Source organism: Nocardia coffeae (assembly GCF_019890715.1).
In the GTDB taxonomy this organism is placed as follows: Bacteria; Actinomycetota; Actinomycetes; order Mycobacteriales; family Mycobacteriaceae; genus Nocardia; species Nocardia jiangxiensis.
In genome coordinates this window covers 1-19,281 of record NZ_JAINZY010000001.1, presented here as the reverse complement: position 1 = coordinate 19,281, position 19,281 = coordinate 1, and the positions used below count along the sequence as shown (strand labels likewise).

The window sequence follows — 19,281 nt, the reverse complement described above, 5'->3', positions numbered from 1 at the left end:
CTTGATGGCAGCCGCCCACAGCACATGGAAGAACTACGTCTGGCTCGTGTTGGCATGCCTGTTGGGAGCAGGGCTTCTGATCTGGGGGATCGACACTCTCCAGTCCGCTCCGACGTGCGACGGCTTCGAAATGCACTCTGGCGATCAGTGCAAGATCATCCACCACGGAGATTCGGATACCGTCGCTTACGACGGGCGACACGCGGCTAACACCCGGAGCGGCTGGGGCTTGATCGTCATGGGCGGCGGCCTACTGTTGCTGAGTACCGCCTACGGCTACTTTGTCGTCAAAGGGGACGACTAGGGCCCAGCCGATCGCTCTCCACCACTGGCCGGTGTGCGAAAACCCCCACACAGCGCTGCAAGACACACGGCGTAGCCACCACGGGTGCCGTCCACGCGGTAACGCCCACTTGTCGGCCGGTTCGGCTGTCCACCGACCATCGTCGCACTGACAATTCGGAGGGATAGCGCTACCAACTGGCAGCGGCATGGCGCGACAGGTCTCGTGCCGTCCGCAGCCAGGGCAACGACGTCCGACAGACCGCCCACCGACTGGCGTCGGCGAAACGACTGAGTCTCGCCCGGACAGCGAATGAAGACTCAGCAGAGCCACTGCCGACGACGATAGTACGTCGCCCTCACTTTTTCGCAGACGCTGATCGGCTACACGTTGAAGCGGAATTCGACGACGTCGCCATCGTGCATGACGTAGTCCTTACCTTCCATGCGGACCTTGCCTGCGGCCTTGGCGGCGGCCATCGAACCGGCCTCGACCAAGTCGTTGTAGGCGACGATTTCGGCCTTGATGAAGCCTCGTTCGAAGTCGGTGTGGATGACGCCGGCGGCCTTGGGGGCGGTGTCGCCCTGGTGAATTGTCCAGGCGCGGGCCTCTTTCGGGCCTGCGGTGAGGTAGGTCTGGAGGCCGAGGGTGTGGAAGCCGGCGCGGGCGAGGGCGTGCAGGCCGGGCTCGGTCTGGCCGATGGATTCCAGGAGTTCCAGGGCGGATTCGTCGTCGAGTTCGAGGAGTTCGGCTTCGACCTTGGCGTCGAGGAAGACCGCATCGGCCGGTGCCACAGCGGCTTTCAGTTCGGCGACGCGAGCCTCGTCGGTGAGGACGGACTCGTCGGCGTTGAAGACGAAGAGGAACGGCTTGGTGGTGAGCAGCGAAAGTTCTTTCAGCAGTTCGGTATCCACCTTCGAGCCGGCGGCGAACAGGGTGGTGCCCTCATTGAGGAACTCCTGTGCGGCCTTGGCGGCGTCGGCGATCGGCTTGCGATCCTTCTTGATCTTGGCTTCCTTCTCGAAGCGCGGGACCGCCTTCTCGAGGGTCTGCAGGTCCGCCAGGATCAGCTCGGTCTCGATCACCTCGATATCGGCGGTCGGGTCGACCTTGCCGTCCACGTGCACCACGTCGTCGTCGGCGAACACACGCACCACCTGGCAGATAGCGTCGGCCTCGCGGATATTGGCGAGGAACTTGTTGCCAAGCCCGGCGCCCTCGGACGCGCCCTTCACGATGCCGGCGATATCGACGAACGACACCGTCGCGGGGACGATGCGCTCGGAGGAGAAGATCTCGGCGAGCTTGTCCAGCCTCGGATCCGGCAGCGGCACCACGCCGACGTTCGGCTCGATGGTGGCGAACGGATAGTTCGCGGCCAGCACGTCGTTCTTGGTCAGCGCATTGAACAACGTCGACTTTCCGACGTTGGGCAGGCCGACGATTCCGAGGGTGAGACTCACGAGAACAGGAGTCTACGCGGCCGATGAACGCGCTGTTGCCCCAGGTAGATGATCGTCCGCCGGGTCATCCCACATAGGTGACGATGGCGTTCGCAATCACCGTGGCGATTCGCGCACGCCCGTCGGGCGATTCGAGCACCGCGGCATCCCCGGGATGATGCATATTTCCGCATTCGACCAGGGCAGTCGGGCGTTCGGTGAGATTCAGGCCGGACAGGTCGCTGCGCGGGTTCAGGCCGTGCGAGCCGACGTAGGTGGAGGGGGTGAAGCCCGCCGCGCTGAAGCCGTCGCGCAGGGTGGTGGCCAGGCGAATGGACGGTTCGCCCTGGGCGGGGTTGAGCGGCGGCGCGGAATAGGCGACGTGGAAGCCGTGCGAATTCGCGCCCGGTGCGCCGTCGGCGTGGATCGAGACCACCGCCGCGGCGTCGCCGCGATTGCCGATGGCCGCGCGTTCGTCGACGCACGGTCCGACGCCGGAGTCGTCGGGTCGCGTCATGACCACGGTGAATCCCTTGGCGGACAACGCATTCCGAACCCGAGTCGCGACATCCCAATTGAACGCGTGTTCCGAATAGCCGTCCAGGGCGGCGGTTCCGGTGGTGTTGCACGCCTTCATCCCGCCCCGGCCGTCGGGGACGTGGCGGTTGATCGCCGCCGAGTGTGTGGCATTGCCTCCGTTGTGTCCCGGATCGAGGACGATCACGCGACCCGCTCCGACCGGAACAGGCGCGGTGGACGCGCTGGTGGCCGGTGTGTGCGTAGCGGACGGGCGCTGCGGGGACACGCCCGCGGATCCCGAGCCGCATGCGGTCAGCAGCACCGCGCAGGCCGATAGTGCGGTCGCGCCGTAGCGACGACGGTTCATCAGCCCACCGTGCCACACCTCGGCCGCCGCTCCGAGTGCCGCCGTCGGTGTGGCTCGAGTGGGACACCCGAAATCGCCGACGTCAGCCAGGGAATCCCAAGGTTGATATCAGAGCGATTCGTCGGATGTCAGACCCTGCACATGAACGGCGTTGCCGTAGAAACCCGCGGGTTGTTCGGCCAAGAGCTCGAGAAAGCGCTCGGTCACCATTCGGACCGGTTCGGAGCGGGTGGTCGTGTCGTGTGCTTCCTTATCGGTCCACAGTTCGGTCACCCAGACCGAGTCGGGGTCGTCCAAGGCGGTGTTGATGCTGTACGTGAGCAGACCGCTGTCCTCGCCGCCGGCGCGCGCCGACTCCTTGATCAACGCGATCACCTCTTCGCGGCGACCGGGCAACGCGGTCATTCGTCCGCAGACACTGAACAAATTCGGACTCGACACGCCTTCGCCCTTTCGTCGGATTCCCCTCGCGCTCAGCCTACTGTCTTCCTCGGCATGGTCAGGGCCGCAAGCCCTCCCACAGAGCGGCGCGAGCGCAAGATTGCTCACGCGCCGCGCAGGCCCGGGCCCCGCATGGTGGAGCACCAGGTATCGAGGTGCCGGATGGTTCGCCGGGGACGCTCGCGGCGAGCGCACCCTCTTGACGCTGTGGTTCTGCGAGATCTGTTGCAGCAGAGGCAGGGAAGTGGAGGCCGGGCTCGTCGAGGTGTGCGGGTTGCTCATGCGGTAGGCGACGCGGAATTGCGGCTCAGGTGGCGGAGTAGACGGTCTATCGAGGTCGCGGACGGCTTGCCCAGGATGATCACGGCGGATGTGCCCCGTTGATGCCGCCCCGCGAGACCTGTTGGGGTGGTGAGGAAGTGGAAGGTGCGCGCCTGCCGGGGCGCGCAGTGATCACGCGGTGGTCCACCCCGGATTGCGGCCCAGGTGGCGGAGCAGACGGTCCACCGGGGTATCGGACTGCTCGGCCGGGACGATTGCGGCGAATGCACCCCACTGACGCAGCGGCTCCACGAGATCTGTTGCAGCGGTGAGGAAGTAGACGGCATGTTCATCGGTGAGCGATGGCTTGCGGCCGGTTGCGGTTGCGATGTCCCAGGCGTGCACGGCCGCGTCCATGGCGCACATGACCGCGGCGATCGGGGTGGGCAGTTCGCCGTGGGGGAGCGGGGTGGGGACCGACCGAGTCTCGTCGGAGACGGTGGCCCAGGCGGTGGCAGTTTCTTCGAGGGCTGCGGCGATCAGGGCTGCCGGATCGTCCAGGATGCCGGACGGGGCGAACGGGTCGTAGGCCGGCCCGGGGCCGACGCCGAGAGCGGCGGCGTAGGCGCGTTGATCTGCGGCGGCGTGCTGAACAACTTGTGCCACAGTCCATTCCGAGCAGGGCGTGACCGCGTTCAGGTGTTCTGCGCTCGCGCCGGCGACGGCGTCGGCGAGGGCGCGATGCGAGGCTGCGAGGACCTCGCGCCACACCGGAGCCAGGGCCTCGGTCGCGGTGGTGTCGGACTGCTGGGTGCTGGTCATCGTGATCTCCGTTTTCGCTGGTCTTCCTCGGTGTTGAAACCAGCTTAGGACCCCATTAGGCGGATTTTCTTCCTAATGAAATGCGGTCGGGTGAGGAGTTCGATGTGACGGCCACCACGCGCGCGTTGCGACTGCTGTCGCTGCTTCAGGACCGCAGCTATACCGGGCGTGAGCTGGCCGAACGCCTCGGCGTCACCGATCGCACCCTGCGCCAGGACATCAGCCGCCTGCGCGAGCTGGGTTATCCGGTGCACGCCGGACGCGGCACGGCGGGTGGCTATCGCCTCGGCCAGGGCAGCACGATGCCGCCGCTGCTGCTGGACGACGACGAGGCGGTCGCGGTGGCCGTCGCGATCGGGTTGGCGCAGGACGGGTCCACCGGGATCGCCGATATCGGTGACAACGTGGCGCGGGCACTCGCGAAACTGGACAGGATTCTGCCGAAACGCTTGCAACGCAAGGTAACCGCGTTGCGCAGCGCCACCGAGATCGGCCCCGCCGTGACCGGATCGCGCGAGCCGGACGCCCCGGTGCCCGCGCAGACCCTGGCCACCGTGGCCGCGGCCGTGCGCGCCGGACGCACTCTGCGGATCGACGATCGTCAGGTCGAGCCGTATCGGCTGATCAACTGGCAGCGCCGGTGGTATCTGGTCGGCTACGAACTCGAAACCCATTGCTGGCGTGCGTTACCCGTTGCCGTATGGCGGAATGTCGAAGCGACCGAACGGCATTTCGCAGCGCGAGCCCTGCCCGAGGACGATCTGGTCGCCTTCGTCCTGCGTGAAATCGCCACGGCCGGTTGGCAAGTGCACGCCCGCGTCACCGTCCTCGCCCCCGCCGAAACGGTCATCGCGCGGATCAATCCGACCGTCGGCGTCGTCGAGCCGATCGACGAGGACTCCTGCCTGCTGCTGACCGGCGCGGACACGCTCGAGACCATCGCGATCTATCTGAGCATGCTGATGATGGATTTCCGCGTCGACGGCCCGCCGGAACTGGTGGCGCACATCCGGACTCTGGCGCGTCGATACGCGGCGGCTCTCCCGCAGGCGTGAACGCGCGGAAACCATCCGCACACAGGGGTTTTGTGACCCGCCGGACGACACGCGAGCAGCGGCGCGAATTTACGCTCAGCCTGCGATTCGGTCGATCGATGTTCCGTTATCGTTCACCTCACTATCCGATGCTGCTGCTGGCGCGCCAGGGCTGGTTCGTCGATCCGGAGCGTTCTGGCCGGCGCGGCGGTACCGGTCCGACGTGTGCCGGAGACCGTTCCTAAAGAATGAGGGAAACGTGCCTGCACTCGTTGCTCTCACCGGTCGTCTCGTGCGACTGGAACCGCTTACGCCACACCATGTCCTGGGGCTCGCCGCAGCGGGAACCGGGGATCGCGACGCGTATGCGTACACACCCGTCCCGCACGGAGTCGAGGAGGCCGCCGACTATGTCGCGCAGGCCGTGGCCGCGCACGCCGCCGGTACCGGGCTGGCGTTCGCGATCGTCTCCGCCGCGGATGATCGGGTGCTGGGATCGACCAGATTCACCCGTTTCGACTACTGGCAGGGGCCGATGGTGTGGCCGGTCGCGCACGGGCAGCCCTCGGGCGATCCGCTGCTGGCGATACCCGACGCGGCCGAGATCGGCAATACCTGGCTCTCGCCGCAGGCGCGTGGGGCCGGGATCAACCTGGAGTCCAAGCTGCTGATGCTGACACACGCTTTCGAGGTGTGGCGGGTACGCCGGATCGCCATGCGGGCGGATATGCGAAATATGCGCTCTCGCGTGGCGATCGAGCGATTGGGTGCGACCAGCGACGGGATCCGTCGCGCGCATTCGCGAGGCTTCGACGGCGAGATTCGCAGCACCGCCTTCTACTCCATCCTCGACGAGGAATGGCCTGCCGTGCGCGCCACCATCGGGCGTGAACTCGACGGCGGACCACAGCTGCTCAACGCCTGATCGCCGTGGCCCGAGAGGATCATCGGGCCGTGATGAACCCCTGCGAGACCATCCAGTCCCGGGCGACCACGGCCGGTTCCCGACCGTGCAGGTCGACCTGGCCGTTGAGTTCGGTGATGGTCTCGTTGGTCAGCAGCCGGGAGATCGGCGCGAGCACCTTCGCCACCTGTGGATGCGCGTCGGTGAAGGACTTCCGCATCACCAGTGCCGCATTGTATTTCGGGAAGAAGCCGAGATCGTCGTCGAGTAGATGCAGGTTCAGCGCCTTGATGCGGCCGTCGGTGGTGTCGACCGAGCCGAACTCGCAGGTGTTGTTCGCGGTCGCGGGATAGACCAGTGCGTCCTGCATGAGCTGCTTGTGCACCTTGCCGACATCGATGCCGTATTTCGCGGCCATACCCGGGTAACCGTCCGGGCGCACACTGAATTCGGTGCCCAGGCAGGTCGGGCCGATACTCGAATCGGTGTTGATCAGGCGCGCGTAGTCCGACAATGTCTTCGCGCCGGTCTTCTCCGCACCCGCGCCGTTGACCACCATGGCGTAGGTGTTGTTCATCGGCGCGAGATCCGCCCACACCATGCCGTTCTTCGACAGATCTTCGTCGCGCACGGCCTGAAATTGCCGGCCGGAGTCGGGAATCGGGTTCTCGTTGCCGAGGTAGTTGATCCAGCCGGTGCCGGTGTAGTCGTAGGCGATGTCGACCTGGCCGTGCAACTGGGCGTCGCGCAGACTGTTGGAGCCGGTGATGTCGGTCAGGTCGCGCACCTGCGCCCCGGCCGCGCTGAGGGCGAATTCCAGGATGTAGCCCAGGACGAGTTGTTCGGTGAAGTCCTTGGAGCCCACCGTGATCGGCACGCCCTTCAGTTCCGGTACGGGGGTGATGCTGCCCGGCCCGACCTCCAGCGGCACCGAACCGCCGGATTCGAGTCCGCATCCCGATATCGGGAGCAGACACAGGACGGCCGAAAGTGTGGCCAGCAGTGCGCGTTTCACCGCAGCCCCCGAGGTCCGAGGAATTGTTCGGCGAGCGCACCGACCCAGTCGACCACGAGCGCCAGCGCGACCACGAGCAGTGCGCCCACCCACAGTGTCACGTTGTCGCGCAACTTGTATCCGGTGTCGATCAGGATGCCCAGACCACCGGCGCTGACCAGGAAGGACAGCGTGGCGGTGCCCACGGCCAGCACCAGCGAGGTCCGCAGGCCCGCCAGAATGTACGGGACGGCCAGCGGAAATTCGATGCGCCGCAACACCGTTGCCGCCGACATACCCTGCCCGCGTCCGGCGTCGACCAGCGTCGGATCCACCTGCTGATAGCCCAGAATCGTATTGCGCAGCACCGGAAGGAGTGAATAGAACGCGATCGGCGCGACCCCGACCCAGAAGCCCGTCTTCTGGGTGAGCAGGTAGTACAGCACGATCAATCCGATGGCCGGGGCGGCCGCGCCGACATTGGAGATGCCGACGAAAATCGGTGCGAGCCTGCGATATCCGGGTCTGGTCAGCAATGTGCCCAACGGCACCGCGATCACCACGACGATCGCCACCACGGTGATGGTGATCAACACGTGCTGTCGCACCACGGTGGTGATGTTCGCCCCGGTGATACTGGCCTGCTGAGTCGTGGTGAGTGTGCGGTGGAATGCCCAGAACAGCACTCCGGCGGCCAGCGCGATCGCCAGCAGCGGCTGCACGGCCAGCCGAACCAGATCGGCCCGCCGCTCGGTACGCTGATCCACCGGGCTCATACGCGTCCCCCACCGAGGTCGGGCCGCAGCGCGCGGTGGCGAATCGAATTGGTGCTCATGGCTTCGCCTCGCCGCTGGTCGGCCGGTCCGGGGATGATGCATCCGGATCAGAGCCTGCGTCGTCCGCGGTGCTGGTTGCTTCGGAAGTCGCCTGGTCGGCGGCGGGCGCCTCGGCGATATTCGCAGTCGCGCCGGCGGTTTCGGCTTCGGCCTTGCCGGATCTCGTGGCGTCGTCCACATCCGTGCCGCCTGATGCGATGGTTCCACCGGCCGCACTCTGGTCGTCGGCGGTCGTATCGTCAGTGGATTCCGCACGTGCAGCGGATGTTTCGCCGGTCGACGGGTTCGCTTCGCTGCTCACGGATGTGCCGGTGTCGGACGCCTCGGCGATATCGCCACTCGCACTGTCGGTTTCAGCGTCGGCCGAGGCTGTCTCGCTGTCATCCGCGTTCCCGGCGGCGTCTTGCGCGTCCGCGTCTGCGGAGGCTGTCTTCGCGGCCGTGGAATCCGTTGCCTCGCTGGAGTGTTCGTCGCGTATGGCGGACAGGTGGGTGACCAGCGTGTCGATGGCGATGAGACCGGTGTACTCGCCGCGACGGCCGGTGACCACGGCGTGGGCGGTGCTGTCGGCGAGGAGGGTTTCCAGCGCCTCCTGGAGTGAGGCACGCAGGACGACGGTCCCGGCGACCGGTTGACCCGCTTCGCGCAGGGTGGCGGCGTGTGCCAGGTGGTCGGCCGAGACCCAGCGCAGCGGGCGACGCTGGGCGTCCAGGATCAGACCCCATTTCCACTCGCGTTCGGCCAGGGCGGCGCGCAGGGCGTCCGGGGCGTCGGACTCCAGCGCGGTAGGGCATTGGCCCAGGTCGACGTCGGCGACGCGAGTGAGGGTGAGCTGTTTGAGTGCGGCGTCCGCACCGACGAATCCGGCGACGGTGTCGTCGGCCGGATCGGCCAGGATCGCGGCCGGGGTGTCGTACTGCAGGATGCGGGATCGATCGCCCAGCACGGCGATTCGGTCGCCCAGCTTGACCGCTTCGTTGAAGTCGTGGGTGACGAAGACGATGGTCTTGTGCAGGTCGGCCTGCAGTCGCAGCAGCTCGTCCTGCAACAGGCCACGGGTGATCGGGTCGACCGCGCCGAACGGCTCGTCCATCAGCAATACCGGCGGATCGGCGGCCAGCGCTCGGGCGACGCCGACGCGCTGCTGCTGCCCGCCGGAGAGCTGACGCGGATAGCGGCGGCGGAAGGTGCCGGGTTCGAGGCCGACCAGCTCGAGCATCTCGTCGACGCGGGCGCTGATCCGTTTGCGATCCCAGCCGAGCAGTCCCGGCACCGTCGCGATATTGCGGGCGACGGTCAGATGCGGGAACAGCCCGGCCTGCTGGATCGAATAGCCGACGCTACGGCGCAGCCGATCCGCGTTGATGCCCGAGACATCTCGGCCGTCGATGGTGATCGTGCCCGAGGTCGGCTCGATCAGGCGGTTGATCATCCGCATGGTGGTGGTCTTACCGCAGCCCGAGGGGCCGACGAAGACCACGATCTCCCCGGCCGGAATGGTGATCGAGAATTCCTCGACGGCCGGATCCCGTTGTCCCGGATAGTGTTTGGTCACCGAGTCGAGGACGATCTCGGCGCCGTGCCGCTGTTCGGCGGTATCGGATCCGGCGGTTGCGGTTTCAGTCACGGATTCCCCTGGGGGTGGTGAGGCGGCCGATGAGGGCGAGCACGGCGTCCAGTAGGAGCGCCAGCACGATGATCAGCACCGTGCCGCTCAATGCCATCGGCACCGCGGTCGGGCTGCCGAGACGGGCGAGGCCGGAGAAGATGATGTTGCCCAGGCCCGGACCCTTCGCGTAGGCGGCCATGGCCAGGATGCCCATCGACATCATGGCGCTGACCCGCATACCCGCCAGAATCGCGGGCCAGGCCAGCGGGAGTTCGATACCGGTCAGCACCCGCAGCCGGTTCATACCCACGCCGCGAGCGGCGTCGGCCACGGCAGGGTCGACGCCCGCGAGCCCGACGATGGTATTGCGCAGGATCGGCAGCAACGCGTACAGCACCAGCGCGGTGATAGTGGGGCGTACACCCAGGCCGAGTACCGGGATGAGCAGGCCGAGCAGGGCGAATGAGGGGACCGTCAGGATGATGCTGGCCGCCGCGGTGGCCAGTGCCGAACCCCAGGGACTGCGATGTACGACGATGCCGACCAGCACCGCCGCCACGGTCGCGATCACAACCGACTGCACCACTGCGGAAACGTGCAGATACGAATCCGTCAGTAGTTGAGTGCGGTGGTCGACGACATACGTCCACAGAGTTTCCAGGATGGTTCCTTCCGGCGGCTCGACGTCCGCGGCACAGTGTACCGAGAGGTTGCCGGAGATGCGCGTTTTCGCCGTTTCGGCCTGCTTTTTCGCCGAACTCGTGGCCAAATATCCAGTGTGGCCGGGTATTTCCCGGACAGTGCAATGAAAACTGGCCTAACTGAGACACTTTCGAGCATACGAGTGTGGTGGGCGATGAAACTGGATAAGCGCGCGCGAAGGCGTCGTCGAGCCGGTGTGGCCATGTGGTCGGAATGCCCGCGCAGGTATGGGTCGGCGAGGCGGGTGAAGTGTCACGAAGAAATTTCGGATCGAGGGAACCGTCCCGCTGGATCGAACGTCTTATCGAATGACAGTGGGGTGAGTCCGTCGGTAGGGGGATGCGGGTGTGTGGAGTCGTGGTGGGGCGTCGCGGGATGCGTGGTGTGTGGGGGCGATCGGGATTCGAAGGCCGGGGCCGATCCGGCAGCTGCCGGACTCGTTATCGGGGGTGGCACTCGGGGGTGGTGCCGGTTGCGAGAGATGTCCGGGAGCGGGCGGTACGAGCGGTCGCGGTGTTCGTCGAGTCCGCGGCCGTAGATTCGGCGATGTTGTCGAGCGGGGTTTCCCGTGCCGTTCGGACTCGGGTTGCGACAGGTTTTCCAGGCGAGTGTCGGTGGGAATCTGCTGCGAGGAAGAACATCCGCGGAGGTCGGTCACGAGCTCACCTATGCGGTTTCGGCGCGGTGATCTATGCCGCTACCAGCGCATTCGGGTCTCACGCACACCTCCGGTTCGGCCGCGGCGAGAAGGCTGTCCCCATCGGTGGGGGCAGTAAGTGTGATGCGGTAGAAAAATCTCGTGACGCCAGGGCCGATCAGGCGGGTAAGGTCGGTCTCGGCCGTTTGGGAAATACCGCCTGTGGCGTGCGAGTATTTCTAACCGGTGGGGGAGGCGCACTGCGCGCCGAGCCTTACTATGGACCCGGCGGCGCCCGGCAGCGCCGTCGACGCGGTCCCTGTCCTGCTGCCCCCTCATCGGCAGGACAGGGACCTGCACACCGGGGGCATCACTTCTTTCCGCTGATCACTTCGTGTGTCGTATCACTGCGTCGTATTCGCGTGGGGAAGCCGGAGATCGGTACGCTCGGGCGTGGGATTGGGATCGGCAGGCGCACCATCCGGCACAGCGAGGTTTCGGTAACTCATGCGACAGTCCAGCCAGAACAGCTCCCCTGCCTGGATCGATTACGAAGTGTTCGGCGAACGCTTCGTCGCGGCCGCGGTGACGCCCACGCGGATCGAGGCCGCGGTCGCGGGAATGGCCGGGCGGGGGATATCCATCGGTCCGTTCTCGATCGGCCCCGCCGGGCTCGCGGGATTCGTGGCCGAGGGAAGTGTCGGCAAACCACAGATCGTGCGCAACGGACCACATGTGACCTTCGAGGTCGGGCTGCCCGTTTCGCTGCACCTCACCGTGACCCTCGGCGGCAAGCAGTTTCGCCTCGAAGCAGTCGTGGAGATCGACCTGACGCTGCACGCGCGCACCGCCGATCCGCTGCTGATCGTCATCGACATCCCGCGGGTGCGCGGGCGCGACGTCAGTTTCGTGGTGCGTGCGGAGGCCGTCGGAAATGCGATCGATCTGCTGATGGATCCGATCGCGACGCTCGTGCAGCGCGAGGTCGCCAATCGGGTCAACGCGATGCTCACCGATCCGGGCGCGCGCCGCGCCCGCGTCTTCGACGTCGAGGCGATCATGAACGGCACTCGTTCGCGACATCGGGCGCTCGAGCAGTTCACCTGGATCGACTACACCGAATTCGGGCGCAGATTCTTCCCGCGGATCGTCACCGCGGCCCGGGTGCGCGAGGTCGTCGAGGGGCTGGCCGGGCGGATCATCCAGGTCGGTCCGCTGCGAACCGGGCCGCGCCGGGCGGCCACGGTCGATGTGAAGGGCACCGTGCGCGTGCCGCGGCTGTCCGGAAGAGCCGGGGATCCGGTGCAATTCAACCTGGTCATCCCCGTCACGCTGGATATCACGGTCGCTGTGCTGGGCAACAATCGTTATCGCGCGGAGGTGGAGATCCCGCTGCTGCTGATCGCGCGGGCGGCGGATCCGTTGTTCGTCGTCATCGACGCGGTGCCGCCCGATGCGCGCGACATCGGGGTGGATCTGCAGGCCGGCACCCGGCGGGCGCGGATGCTCGGTGTGCTCGGTGGTATCCGCGCGCAGGTCGCGGCCCAGGTGGCGCGGGTCGTGGTCGCCGAACTCGCCGATCCGTCGATACGCATCATCGATGTCGCGGACCGCATCACCGCGGCAACCGACTGACCTCTGCCGGGACAGGGGGGATTTCTGGTGCGTATGAGGTTGATGTGTCCTATGAGCATGGCGGTTCTCATGTGAGTGTGGTGAAATTACTTCACGTTCGAGGCGCTCGGCGCGCAGATGGCATTCACGATGTCATTGGGGAAGGTGCGCCGAGTGCGTCGGCGGGTTCCAACGGGCAGTACAGGGCAGATACGCAGGTATGCAGTTCCACTGAGCCGAAGGAGTGTCGTCGATGCGTCCCGTCCCGATCTCTCGCCGCACCCTGCTCGGATACGCCGCCGGTACGGCCGTCGGGGCCGCCGCCGCGGGCGCATTCGCATCCCCCGCTTCGGCCGAGCAAGCCAAGCTCGGCACGTTGGTCGACTATGCGGGCGGAGTCCCCTCGGCCGCATCCATCCGCTCGGCCGGCCATGCCGGTGCGATCCGCTACGTCTCCGAGCGGCGGCCGGGCGCGGAATGGATGGCAGCCAAGCCGTTGCAGGCCCGGGAGGTCGACGCGCTGCACGCGGCCGGGCTCACGGTCGTCTCGAACTATCAGTACGGCAAGGGGCCCACGGCGGATTGGCGCGGCGGCGAGGAGGCCGGCAAGCAGTGCGCCGACCGTGGTCTGCATCTGCACGGCGTCGCCGGGGGCCCGGACTCGGCCCCGATCTACGCCTCGATCGACGACAATCCGACCCCGATCCAATTCGTCCGGCTGATCGCCCCCTACCTGACCGGTTGGCAATCGGTGATCGGCAAGAAGCGCCTCGGCGTCTACGCCAACGCCCCCACCATCGAACTCGCCCGCGTCGCCGGACTGGGAACGTACTTCTGGCAACACGATTGGGGCACCCCAGCGGGATTCGTGCACCCCGCCGCCAACCTCCACCAGTTCCAGATCAACAAATGCACCCTCGACAACATCAGCGTCGATCTGAACACCATCCTCACCGCAAACTACGGCCAGTGGTGAGTTAAGTCTGGCAGTGGCAGGTGGGGTCTTTGGACAGGTCGGGCTCTTCGGGGACGACGCGGAGTGTCGGGCGGGCCTCGGGGATTTCGCGGTTGCCGGTCCAGGCCAGCAGTGACCAGCGTGAGAGGCCGGACAGGACCGAGCCCAGGCTGAAGAACGACCCGATCGAGCCGACCGACAGGACCGATCCGACGCTGCCGATGGACAGCACCGAATAGGCCGATCCGATGGACAGGATGGAACGTTCGGAGCGGATCGACAGAATCGATCGGTGTGAGCGCGTGGAGAGAATCGATTTGTAGGACCGGCGGGACATGACGGACCCCCCGGCGCGCCCGCTCACGGCGGATGCCGATTTCGCGCGGGCGGAATCGGAGGTGGGTGATGCGGACCGTTCGAGCTGATCGACAGTCGACATATATGGGGTCTATCACAATTCGCGGGGGTTCTACGCTGTATCAAGACCAAAAAAACCGGAGTGTCGCACAGGGCGACACTCCGGTCCGATGTGTTGTCTCGAGCTCCGGTCTCGCGGGCTCGAATTCGGTTATGCGTGCGGTGCGGCCGCCGGGGCCTTGGCCTGCGGCTGCACGGCCTGCTGCGGTCGCTTGGCGGGAGTCTTGGCCTGCGGTGCGGCCGCCGCCGCGACGTTGGGAACGGTGAAGAAGCCCAGGGTCGGCAGGAACGAGCAGGTGATCGGCGCCTTGTCGGCGGCGGGCTGCGTGGTCAGCGAACCGGAGACCACCGCGACGACCCGTCCCGAACCGGTGTTGGCGATCGCGGACAGGGTGGCCGGGCCGCCGGGGTTGATGTGCGCGGCGTCGGTCAGTGCCTGCGTGCCGCCCCGACCGCTGTCGAGGTTGATCCACTGCACCGTCATCGGTGTGTTCTGATGCGGCGTAAGACCTTTGGTGCCCAGGGCGGTGAAGACGAAGCCGGTCTGCCCGGCCTTGGGGCCCGGGGGCGGCAGTTCGGCGGGACCGGGCACGGCCAGTGCGGTGCCGACCGAATCCGAACCGGCGCCGATGCAGTCCTTGCCGATGCTCGGGTACAGGAACTGGGCGATGGTCGGCCCATTCTTGGGAATATCCGGTCCGCCGCCGTTGCTACCGTCGAGGAACGCGATCAGCGCGCCGAGGGTCGTCTTGACCGACGGCGGCAGGCCCGAGGAGTTCAGCGCCTGCTGCGCCTGTCCCAGGATGGACTGCTGTGCCGGACCGGAGATCTGCTGTGCCGCAGCCGCGCCGATGATGGCGGGCGCCAGCGAGACCAGCGCGTCCACCGGCACGCCCTCGGGCACCAGCGGGGCATTCGCCTGGGTCTGCGCGGCCGGAGCCGCGATTGCGGTGGTCGAAGCGGTGAGGGCCGCGCCGGCCGCAAGGGCCAGCACCGACAATGCGAACCGCGTTCCTCTGATGCGAAGCACTGGTGTAGCCGTCCTTAGCTCGGGTACGTCAAAATGCGATGCGAGGGCGCATCGCGTACGCCGTGCCACTCTAGGGAGTGAGCAGGGTGTTGTACAGCGCAGCTGTGATCTTCCGTTCAGCTAATGGCAAGTTATTCGGTACATGCTCGGAATATATCGTGTGACCAGTGGTGCTCATGGGATTGATGTGGCAAATGGTGCCGGGCGTGTCACGGGTTCGCGGAGCGGGGGAACGGTGTGATTAGTCTTGACCCGGCCCGCCGACCCGACCGAAAGTTGTTCGCAGTGAACCGAGATCTCCGATCGGCGCCCAGCGGCAGCGCGGGACTCGGAGAAATGTGGACCGCTCCTCGCGCCCGCCCGATCGCCGCCTCGGTGCTGGGTCTGTCGGTTCTGGCTCGAATGTTGTGGATGCTGGTCTCGCCCAACGGAATGAACCTGGTCGACCTGCACGTGTACGTGTACGGGGCGGCCTCGCTGGGCAGCGGTCACCTCTACGACTTCACCTATGCGGACAAGACACCGGATTTTCCGCTGCCGTTCACCTATCCGACCTTCGCGGCGGTGGTGTTCTGGCCGCTGCATTTCCTGCCGTTCACGGTGATCGCCGTGGTGTGGCTGCTGCTGATCGTCGCGGCGCTGTACGCGGTGGTGCGCTTGGCCCTCGGCCTGATCCTGGGTGAGGCGGCACGCGAGAGTCGTTGGCACACTGCGGCACTGGGCTGGACCGCGCTGGGGCTGTGGCTCGAACCGGTGCGCACCACCATCGATTACGGCCAGGTCAACGTCTTTCTGATGCTCGCGGTGATGCTGGCGGTGCGATCCGCGCGATGGTGGTGGTCGGGACTGCTGGTCGGCGCGGCCGCGGGCGTCAAACTCACTCCGGCGATCACCGGCCTGTACTTCCTGACCCAGCGACGCTGGGCGAGTGCGGTGGCCTCGGCGGTGGCGTTCGCCGCGACGATCGGGCTGAGTTTCGCGATCTCGCCCGGTGAGACGCGAACCTATTTCGGGCCGCTGGTCGGGGATGCGAATCGGATCGGTCCGGTGGGTTCGGTGTGGAACCAGTCGCTGCGCGGGGCGTTGAGCCGCATCCTCGGACACGACGCGGGCGCGCCCTGGCATCTGGCCGGACATCGAATTCCGTTCGGGCCCTGGTGGATCGCTTGGGTCGTGGTGGTCGCGGTGCTGGCGGTACTGGCGTGGCGGGCGCTCGAGTCGGACGATCGGCTGGGCGCGCTGCTGGTGGTGCAGTTGCTCGGCTTGATGGTGTCGCCGATCTCCTGGTCGCATCACTGGGTCTGGTTGCTGCCGCTGCTGCTGTGGCTGACGTACGGGCCGTTGCGCACGGCCGTGGGCGTCCGTGTGGTAGCGGGATATTGGCTGGTGAACGCGTTGATCGGGGTGCCGTGGGTGCTGTCGTTCGCGCAGCCCACGATCTGGAAGATCTCCCGGCCCGGGGTGTTGTCCTGGCTCGGCGCGGTGGACGTGATCGGAGTGCTGGGGTTCTATTCGTGGCTGATCTGGACCCGGCGCGATCGGTTCCGGGTGCGATTCGGGGCCTACGCCACCGCGTAGGCGCGGCGTCAATTCTGTTGTGCCAGTTGGTCGATTCGTTTCGCCAGGGCGAAATCCAGCGCGGTCAGTCCACCGGCGGAATGTGTGGACAGCGTGAAGGTGACCTTGCGCCAGCGGATATCGATGTCGGGATGGTGATTCGCCTCCTCGGCCGCGGTGGCGACCCGGCCGACCAGATCGATCCCGGCCGGGAACGACGACGCCTGGACGGTGCGGGCGATGCTGTCGCCGGTACGAGTCCAATCCGGCAGGTCCGCGAGTGCGGTGCGCAGTTCTTCCTCGGTGAGCAGTGCAGTACCCATACCCCGGTTGTACCCCTGTCGGCACGGCCTGTGGGGCGATCCGAACAGGTCGACGAGGGAGCCCTCGCCGGATTTCGGTACGCTGTAGCCGGCCGCATGCCCGGTGAGTTGTCTCCACCTGTCTTGTACGGATCCTCTACGGCGAGGGTCGGGCCGGCAACCACCATCTTCAGCAGGAGGAATCAACGTGTCGTCTGTCGACTTTCGCAACGTCGCCATCGTGGCGCACGTCGACCACGGCAAGACGACGCTGGTCGACGCGATGCTGCGGCAGTCCGGCGCCTTCGCCGAACGCGCCGAGCTCGTGGACCGGGTCATGGACTCGGGTGACCTCGAACGTGAGAAGGGCATCACGATCCTGGCGAAGAACACCGCGGTGCACCGGCACAACGCCGACGGCACCATCACGGTGATCAACGTCATCGACACCCCCGGCCACGCCGACTTCGGCGGTGAGGTCGAGCGCGGGCTGTCCATGGTCGACGGTGTCGTTCTGCTGGTCGACGCGTCCGAGGGGCCGCTGCCGCAGACCCGTTTCGTGCTGCGCAAGGCGCTTGCCGCGTCGCTGCCGGTGATCCTGGTCGTCAACAAGACCGACCGGCCCGACGCCCGCATCGAGGAGGTTGTCGAGGAGAGTCACGATCTGCTCCTGGACCTGGCCTCCGATCTGGACGACGAGGCGTCCGAGGCCGCTGAGCTGGCCCTTGATCTGCCCGTGCTCTACGCCTCGGGCCGCGAGGGCAAGGCCTCGACCAGCCGTCCCGACAACGGCAACGCACCCGATGCGGAGAACCTCGACGAGCTGTTCGAGGTCCTGATGAAGTACGTGCCCGCGCCCAAGGGTGACCCGACCGCGCCGCTGCAGGCGCACGTCACCAACCTGGACGCCTCGCCGTTCCTGGGCCGGATCGGCCTGGTCCGCATTCACAACGGCACCCTGCGCAAGGGCCAGAACGTCGCGTGGATGCACGGCGACGGCGTGAAGACCGTGAAGATCACCGAACTGCTGAAGACGATCGGCGTCGAGCGCACACCCGGTGAGGAGGCCGTGGCGGGTGACATCGTCGCCATCGCGGGCATCCCGGAGATCATGATCGGCGACACTCTCGCCGACATGGACAATCCGGTCGCGCTGCCGCGCATCACCGTCGACGAGCCCGCCATCTCGGTGACCATCGGCACCAACACCTCGCCGCTGGTCGGCCGGACGCAGGGCCACAAGCTGACCGCCCGCATGGTGAAGTCGCGGCTGGACCAGGAGCTGGTCGGCAACGTCTCGCTGCGTGTGCTGGACATCGGCCGCCCCGACGCGTGGGAGGTCCAGGGCCGTGGCGAGCTGGCGCTGGCCATCCTGGTCGAGCAGATGCGCCGTGAGGGTTTCGAGCTGACCGTCGGTAAGCCGCAGGTGGTCACCAAGCAGGTCGACGGCAAGGTGCACGAGCCGTTCGAGGAGCTGACCATCGACTGCCCCGACGAGTACCTGGGTGCGATCACGCAGCTGCTGGCCGCTCGCAAGGGCAAGATGGTGCAGATGAGCAACCACTCCGCGGGGTGGGTGCGGATGGAGTTCATCGTTCCCTCGCGCGGCCTGATCGGTTTCCGCACCGACTTCCTGACCGAGACCCGCGGCACCGGTATCGCCAACGCCGTGTTCGACGGATACGCCCCCTGGGCCGGCGAGATTCGCGCCCGGCACACCGGTTCGCTGGTGTCCGACCGCGCCGGTTCGGTGACCCCGTTCGCCATGATCCAGCTCGCCGATCGCGGGCAGTTCTTCGTGGAGCCGGGTGCGGACACCTACGAGGGTCACGTCGTCGGGATCAACCCGCGCGCGGAGGATCTGGACATCAACGTCACCCGCGAGAAGAAGCTGACCAACATGCGTTCGGCCACCGCCGATGTATTCGAGACCCTGGCCAAGCCGCTGCAGCTCGACCTCGAGGGCGCGATGGAGTTCTGCGCCGCCGACGAGTGCGTCGAGGTCACCCCGCAGGTCGTGCGAGTGCGCAAGGTCATCCTCGGCGCCACCGAGCGTGGCCGCGAGGCCGCCCGCCGCAAGGCCCGCGACCGGGCGGCGCAGAACGCGTAACCGGACTCCTCGTTCGTCGTGACGAAGCGTGAACGCCTTGTCGCACAGCACCTTCCGGTGCGTGCGGCAAGGCAGGGCGAGAGCCGTGTCATTCGGTGAGGCCGCACATGTCGTTCTCCCCGAGTGAGCCGCCGAGACCGGGCCGGTGCAGTGGTCCGGAAGTTTGGAGAGTGATCGCGCGGTGAACCGGGACGAACACGACCTCGATGGATTCCGCCCACCCCGGAACACATGGCCCCGGCGCAGCGAAGCGGAGGCAATCGAACGAGATGCCGAAGCAGGAAACGCGAAGCCCGAGTTCACCCAGTTCCACCGACCTCGGAGAACGCCGCCCCTCGGCGGCGGCTCAGGTCGATTCTGGACTGACCGGAGCGAACCGGCGGCAATCGAATGCAATGCCGAAGCAGCAGACGCGAAGCCCGGGGTCACCCAGTTCCGCCGACCT

At 66.7% G+C, this 19,281-nt stretch carries 17 protein-coding genes and 1 pseudogene; 7 read left to right on the top strand and 11 right to left on the bottom strand.

Features of this window, described 5'->3' with window-relative positions; all coding sequences use genetic code 11:
• Window positions 1-4 precede the first annotated feature (4 nt).
• Entirely contained in the window at window positions 5-304 is a 300-nt protein-coding gene (locus tag K7711_RS00090; protein WP_222963711.1) for a hypothetical protein, read from the top strand.
• A gap of 362 nt (window positions 305-666) precedes the next feature.
• Here K7711_RS00090 and ychF read toward each other — a convergent pair whose 3' ends face one another.
• The 4 genes from ychF to K7711_RS00070 all read right to left on the bottom strand — a co-directional run bounded on the left by ychF (window position 667) and on the right by K7711_RS00070 (window position 4,135).
• Window positions 667-1,746 carry a redox-regulated ATPase YchF gene (gene ychF / locus K7711_RS00085; protein WP_222963709.1) on the bottom strand — a complete coding sequence of 360 codons (1,080 nt, stop codon included), beginning with the start codon at window positions 1,744-1,746 and terminating at the stop codon, window positions 667-669.
• 64 nt (window positions 1,747-1,810) lie between these two features.
• A complete protein-coding gene (locus K7711_RS00080) occupies window positions 1,811-2,611 on the bottom strand; it encodes an N-acetylmuramoyl-L-alanine amidase (protein ID WP_222963707.1) in 801 nt (266 codons plus the stop codon).
• Window positions 2,612-2,719: 108 nt separating this feature from the next.
• The gene (locus K7711_RS00075) at window positions 2,720-3,052 is read right to left on the bottom strand and encodes a putative quinol monooxygenase (protein ID WP_222963705.1); all 333 of its coding nucleotides are present in this window, start codon (window positions 3,050-3,052) and stop codon (window positions 2,720-2,722) included.
• 453 nt (window positions 3,053-3,505) lie between these two features.
• On the bottom strand, window positions 3,506-4,135 hold the full coding sequence (locus tag K7711_RS00070; RefSeq protein WP_222963703.1) for a TIGR03086 family metal-binding protein: 630 nt from the start codon (window positions 4,133-4,135) through the stop codon (window positions 3,506-3,508).
• 104 nt (window positions 4,136-4,239) lie between these two features.
• Here K7711_RS00070 and K7711_RS00065 point away from each other — a divergent pair, with 104 nt between their 5' ends.
• Both K7711_RS00065 and K7711_RS00060 read left to right on the top strand, forming a co-directional pair.
• Window positions 4,240-5,190, top strand: coding sequence for a helix-turn-helix transcriptional regulator (locus tag K7711_RS00065; protein WP_222963700.1), 951 nt, complete (start codon window positions 4,240-4,242; stop codon window positions 5,188-5,190).
• Between the two features lie 238 nt (window positions 5,191-5,428).
• Window positions 5,429-6,094, top strand: a complete 666-nt coding sequence (locus K7711_RS00060) for a GNAT family N-acetyltransferase (RefSeq protein ID WP_308014362.1) — start codon at window positions 5,429-5,431, stop codon at window positions 6,092-6,094.
• A 19-nt stretch (window positions 6,095-6,113) separates the two neighbouring features.
• On the opposite strand, the gene K7711_RS00055 is transcribed toward K7711_RS00060, so the two are convergent.
• From K7711_RS00055 to K7711_RS00040, 4 genes and pseudogenes are all read right to left on the bottom strand, one after another.
• Window positions 6,114-7,088: a glycine betaine ABC transporter substrate-binding protein gene (locus K7711_RS00055; RefSeq protein WP_308014361.1), complete on the bottom strand. Its 975-nt coding sequence runs from the start codon at window positions 7,086-7,088 to the stop codon at window positions 6,114-6,116.
• Complete coding sequence (locus K7711_RS00050) at window positions 7,085-7,834, bottom strand: ABC transporter permease (RefSeq protein ID WP_372460080.1); 750 nt, start codon at window positions 7,832-7,834, stop codon at window positions 7,085-7,087. The genes K7711_RS00055 and K7711_RS00050 overlap by 4 nt, the downstream gene beginning before the upstream one ends.
• Before the next feature lie 514 nt (window positions 7,835-8,348).
• Window positions 8,349-9,530: pseudogene (locus tag K7711_RS00045) on the bottom strand (ABC transporter ATP-binding protein); the annotation flags it as partial.
• Entirely contained in the window at window positions 9,523-10,173 is a 651-nt protein-coding gene (locus K7711_RS00040; RefSeq protein ID WP_040827822.1) for an ABC transporter permease, read from the bottom strand. The pseudogene K7711_RS00045 and the gene K7711_RS00040, both read right to left, overlap by 8 nt.
• Before the next feature lie 1,185 nt (window positions 10,174-11,358).
• On the opposite strand from K7711_RS00040, the gene K7711_RS00035 reads away from it, so the two are divergent.
• Both K7711_RS00035 and K7711_RS00030 read left to right on the top strand, forming a co-directional pair.
• Complete coding sequence (locus tag K7711_RS00035) at window positions 11,359-12,486, top strand: hypothetical protein (RefSeq protein ID WP_222963696.1); 1,128 nt, start codon at window positions 11,359-11,361, stop codon at window positions 12,484-12,486.
• Between the two features lie 232 nt (window positions 12,487-12,718).
• The gene (locus K7711_RS00030; RefSeq protein ID WP_222963694.1) at window positions 12,719-13,441 is read left to right on the top strand and encodes a DUF1906 domain-containing protein; all 723 of its coding nucleotides are present in this window, start codon (window positions 12,719-12,721) and stop codon (window positions 13,439-13,441) included.
• Between the two features lies 1 nt (window position 13,442).
• On the opposite strand, the gene K7711_RS00025 is transcribed toward K7711_RS00030, so the two are convergent.
• Window positions 13,443-13,757 carry a hypothetical protein gene (locus K7711_RS00025; RefSeq protein ID WP_040827613.1) on the bottom strand — a complete coding sequence of 105 codons (315 nt, stop codon included), beginning with the start codon at window positions 13,755-13,757 and terminating at the stop codon, window positions 13,443-13,445.
• A gap of 231 nt (window positions 13,758-13,988) precedes the next feature.
• A complete protein-coding gene (locus K7711_RS00020; RefSeq protein ID WP_308014360.1) occupies window positions 13,989-14,867 on the bottom strand; it encodes an Rv1157c family protein in 879 nt (292 codons plus the stop codon).
• 336 nt (window positions 14,868-15,203) lie between these two features.
• On the opposite strand from K7711_RS00020, the gene K7711_RS00015 reads away from it, so the two are divergent.
• A complete protein-coding gene (locus K7711_RS00015; protein WP_222963691.1) occupies window positions 15,204-16,445 on the top strand; it encodes a mannosyltransferase in 1,242 nt (413 codons plus the stop codon).
• 8 nt (window positions 16,446-16,453) lie between these two features.
• On the opposite strand, the gene K7711_RS00010 is transcribed toward K7711_RS00015, so the two are convergent.
• Window positions 16,454-16,747: a 4a-hydroxytetrahydrobiopterin dehydratase gene (locus tag K7711_RS00010; RefSeq protein ID WP_222963689.1), complete on the bottom strand. Its 294-nt coding sequence runs from the start codon at window positions 16,745-16,747 to the stop codon at window positions 16,454-16,456.
• Window positions 16,748-16,934: 187 nt separating this feature from the next.
• Here K7711_RS00010 and typA point away from each other — a divergent pair, with 187 nt between their 5' ends.
• On the top strand, window positions 16,935-18,836 hold the full coding sequence (gene typA / locus K7711_RS00005) for a translational GTPase TypA (RefSeq protein WP_222963687.1): 1,902 nt from the start codon (window positions 16,935-16,937) through the stop codon (window positions 18,834-18,836).
• The last annotated feature ends 445 nt before the right edge of the window (window positions 18,837-19,281 follow it).

What these genes read in the sequence shown, in the direction of transcription:
- K7711_RS00035 (WP_222963696.1), top strand. Translation starts at nt 11,359, where the DNA reads ATGCGACAGTCCAGCCAGAACAGCTCCCCTGCCTGGATCGATTACGAA.
- K7711_RS00025 (WP_040827613.1), bottom strand. Translation starts at nt 13,757, where the DNA reads ATGTCCCGCCGGTCCTACAAATCGATTCTCTCCACGCGCTCACACCGA.
- K7711_RS00070 (WP_222963703.1), bottom strand. Translation starts at nt 4,135, where the DNA reads ATGACCAGCACCCAGCAGTCCGACACCACCGCGACCGAGGCCCTGGCT.
- K7711_RS00015 (WP_222963691.1), top strand. Translation starts at nt 15,204, where the DNA reads ATGTGGACCGCTCCTCGCGCCCGCCCGATCGCCGCCTCGGTGCTGGGT.
- K7711_RS00080 (WP_222963707.1), bottom strand. Translation starts at nt 2,611, where the DNA reads ATGAACCGTCGTCGCTACGGCGCGACCGCACTATCGGCCTGCGCGGTG.
- K7711_RS00030 (WP_222963694.1), top strand. Translation starts at nt 12,719, where the DNA reads ATGCGTCCCGTCCCGATCTCTCGCCGCACCCTGCTCGGATACGCCGCC.
- K7711_RS00010 (WP_222963689.1), bottom strand. Translation starts at nt 16,747, where the DNA reads ATGGGTACTGCACTGCTCACCGAGGAAGAACTGCGCACCGCACTCGCG.
- K7711_RS00090 (WP_222963711.1), top strand. Translation starts at nt 5, where the DNA reads ATGGCAGCCGCCCACAGCACATGGAAGAACTACGTCTGGCTCGTGTTG.